The following is a 3610-nucleotide window of genomic DNA, read 5'->3' as shown; positions in this document are numbered from 1 at the left end:
AAACTCCAATACGACAACAAGGGGTTTTGAGATGAAAAGCCGTAATTTTCTGCTCTTGGCCGTTGTGTGTGCGGCTGTTTTTTGCGTCAACCCGGCCCATGCTGCGGATGGGTCGGAAATATCCAGTATCGTTGCCCAATATCAGGCTTCCGGCACCGAGATAGCCGCAAAAATGCTGACGTATGCGACAAGTCTCTTTTGGATTTTGGCCGCCATCCAGTTCGCCGGATCGAGCATCCGCCTCGGGATACAGGGGGCGGATTTTCAGGAATGGACCGCGCATCTTGTCCGGCAGATTTTCTTTATCGGAATCTACGCATGGTTGATGGAACATTCCTATGAGTTCAGCTTGGATATTGTCCAAAGCTTCAGACAGGCAGGCAGTTCCACCCAGATCATGCCGGGCAACGTGTTTACGGCTGGCCTACGCATTGCAGAAGCCATCTCGCAGATGGCGAGCAGTTGGAACCCGTTTAATGGGGCCTTGGTCGCTCTATGCTGCGTTGTGATCGTGCTGGCGTTCGTATGGGTTTCGGGCCTTCTGGTGGTGGCACTATGCGAGATGTATCTAATCCTGTCCGCAGCCGTCCTCATGACCGGGTTTGGCGGATCGGAATGGACACGCGATCTTGCGACCAAGAGCTTTATGCTCGCCCTGGGGATCGGCGCTAAATTGCTGGTGATGGAACTCATCTTGTCCACGGGATGGGGCATCATCGACAAGTGGGCGAGCGCCAGTTATGCGGAATATCAGGATATTTTCGTGGCGATGGCGGTGGTTGGGGTGTTTGTCTATCTCGTCCAGTCACTCCCCAATCTGGCCCAACAGGTGATTTCAGGCGCGGCCACTGGCTCCACCGCAGCCGAGGCCCTCAAGGGCTTTGCTCAGGCCGGTATCGCGGCAGCAACCGCAGCAGTGGGCGGCGCTGGCGTTATGGCAGCCTCTGGCGCCCTTGGAGAAGGGGCACAGAGCGCGATTTCTGGTCTTGGTCAAAGCGTCTCTGGTGGCGGAGCTGGTGGCAGCTTTGGCCCCGGAGCCAGTGCAGCAAGCGATGCCGCCAGTGCCGCGCAAGTGGGTGGAGATAGCGGAAATAGTGGATCTGGTGGGGGCGCTAAACTGTCTCCTGCCGGGTCTGCAGGGGCTGCGCTTGGTCAGATTGGCCGTGCAGTTGCCCAAAATGCCTATGGGCGCATGACAGGCACAGGAATCCACGGTGGCACATTAAGCGGGCGTTTGGCGGCCTATATGGTGCGGAACAATGCACCGCCCCCACCATCCCCCCAAGGCCCGCAGCAATCAGAAGAAAATTCGATTTCTTGAGGTTACAAAACGTGTTTTATCAAAATGTACCACTACAGTATGGCAAAAAATATATGAAAGTTAGAAACGCACGATAATAGTAAGACAAAAAGCCCATATGGAATGAGGCATTTTTAGAAAATGTCATATTTCTATATGTCAAATCGACAGTTTTTAGAAACACGCAAGGAAAGTGTCAGGGAAAAAATTATACCCAAGAAAGGGTAGGGGGCTTGCTTTTGGAGCAAATCCAGAGAAATCTATGCCCCAGAAACGGGGAAGGCCCGGTGCTAGCAACACCGAGCCTTCCAACAAACCCACCCCAAGCGACTAACCCGGTGGGCCTGCTACTTCCGAGGGGTAAGAGATAACCCGAACAGGGTTTCCCCTCAAGAGAAGATAGGCTCTCCGGGTCGAAAGATCGACCGTGACGACTGTAAAAAATAGAGTTCCTGCTCTTTCTCACAACCAGAACGCCATTCCCCGGCATACGCTGAAGGGCCTGTTTCTGTCCGATATGGAGAGACTGGCGGCGGAAGGACACTTCAAAGGCACCAAGCGCATTGCCCTGCGTGCGTTTATCGACATGATGGGGCCAGACTGCGCCTTATATCCCTCTCATGCTGCCGTAGCGCGGAAAGCCAACGTATCAGAACGGACGGTATGGGCGGCTCTTAATGAGGCCGAGAGGTTGGGCCTGCTGCGTGTCACTCCCCGATATGTCTATGACCGGGAGAGGGGAAAGAAAGTCAGAACCAGCAATCTATATGAAGTTATGGTGACGGCTGCCCAGAGAGCTGCGGCCATTGTTGCTGCCACAGCTCGTAAAGCTCATGAGGCGGCCAAGAGGAAAGCTGCTGCGGTGGGCCGGGCAGCTCGTGGACTTTTCCACGACCTAACCGCAACGGATGCGGAGAACCCCCCTAAAGATATATTTACTCCAAGAGATCAGGTGAGACATGAACCGACTATGAGCCATTCGGACATGATCGAATGGTGTTTAAGGGTCTCTCGACCGGTCTGACTGACCTAACCGCAACGACAGAAAAGGCATTGAAGGGGAGCAGACGGGAAAGGTCTGTCCACCTAATCGCAACAGCTTGCGGTTAGGTCAGAAACGCTTGTTTGGAGCCCATCCAAACCCGTCGAGCATGAAATGCGAGTAAGGCCGTTGCCCCGTCCGGGGCAACATATCTTGCCTATTCGAGTTTTGTCTTAAACAGCCCGACTTGGCCCCCAATGGCCCGAAGCATGAAAACCAAAAAAACTCGGCCCTACTCGGCCTCAAACGGCCCGAAATGGCCCTAATCGGCCCGAAAGTCGTTCCTTTTCATTCTTTTTCATTCCTTTTCGTTCTTCGGGCCATTTCGGGCCGTTTAGGAACGAGATGGAACAAAATCGAATAGGCAAGATGTGTTGCCCGGTACCGGGCAACGGACTTACTCGCATTTCATGCTCGACGGTTGGAAGGTGGTTTTTATGGTTGAGGCTCCAATCAAGGTTCGGGTTTCTGGCCGCGTTCCCGCGTTCCATGAAATTGCAGAGCGGTTTGCGCGCCAAAGTTAAAAACAAATAAAAATTAGAAATTTTTAGTTTCGTTACAGGTTTTTGAAAATAATGAATATGCAATTTTATTGATTTTAGAAAGTTGAAGTACTAATATGCAAATAACATAAGGACGATAAAAAAGTAAAAGCTGATAAGGTTTTTTCAAAAATGAAAAAATTATTTTTCCTTTTGCCATTTTTATTGGCAATGCCGCAGCAGTCTTACGCTCAAATCATTACAGACTGCCCGAAATGCACGCAGGAAGAAACGGAAACCGTCCGATGGGCGCAGCAGCTCGCTTCTATGCTGGATGAACTACAGCGGGTGAAAAGTGAGCTTTATGCCGACTTGGGAGAGGTCGAAAGCCTGCGGAACATAGGCAGCGGCCAAGCACTGACCGGCGGAAATCTGGATGGGATTATCAGCCGCCTGCAAACAGGTGCGTATTCCGTTGGGCGTGTTAGCCAACTGAATCAGACATTGCGGAATGACTATTCCGCCGCCAGCCAGCAGCTATCGACACTGAAAACCCTGTTATCTGAACAGCAGAGCCAGTTAAGCAGCGATAGTAGCAATATTCACGAAATGCAGCGGGCCTCGACCACCACCGTAGGCGCACATGGCGCCATGATGGTCAGCAATGAATTGCAGGGGCAGATAGCCTCACAACTGCTGAAAACCCAGCAAACACAAATGGCTATGGCCCAAACTCTGGCGACACAAGCCGCCATCGAGAACGATCGACAGGCCAGCACAGACGCC

3 protein-coding genes are annotated in these 3610 nt (G+C 52.3%); all 3 read left to right on the top strand.

The window, feature by feature from the left end; all coding sequences use genetic code 11:
• Positions 1-31 precede the first annotated feature (31 nt).
• The gene (trbL, locus tag ACP7IZ_RS13575) at positions 32-1321 is read left to right on the top strand and encodes a P-type conjugative transfer protein TrbL (protein WP_426849681.1); all 1290 of its coding nucleotides are present in this window, start codon (positions 32-34) and stop codon (positions 1319-1321) included.
• A gap of 406 nt (positions 1322-1727) precedes the next feature.
• Complete coding sequence (locus ACP7IZ_RS13570; protein WP_426849679.1) at positions 1728-2324, top strand: hypothetical protein; 597 nt, start codon at positions 1728-1730, stop codon at positions 2322-2324.
• A gap of 692 nt (positions 2325-3016) precedes the next feature.
• Positions 3017-3610, top strand: a 594-nt coding sequence (locus ACP7IZ_RS13565) for a hypothetical protein (RefSeq protein WP_426849677.1), incomplete at its 3' end; no start/stop codon positions are given.

This window comes from Acetobacter sp. AAB5 (assembly GCF_050106715.1).
GTDB lineage: Bacteria > Pseudomonadota > Alphaproteobacteria > Acetobacterales > Acetobacteraceae > Acetobacter > Acetobacter oryzifermentans.
The sequence above is the reverse complement of the archived record's forward strand: the minus strand, read 5'-3'. Positions and strand labels throughout refer to the sequence as shown.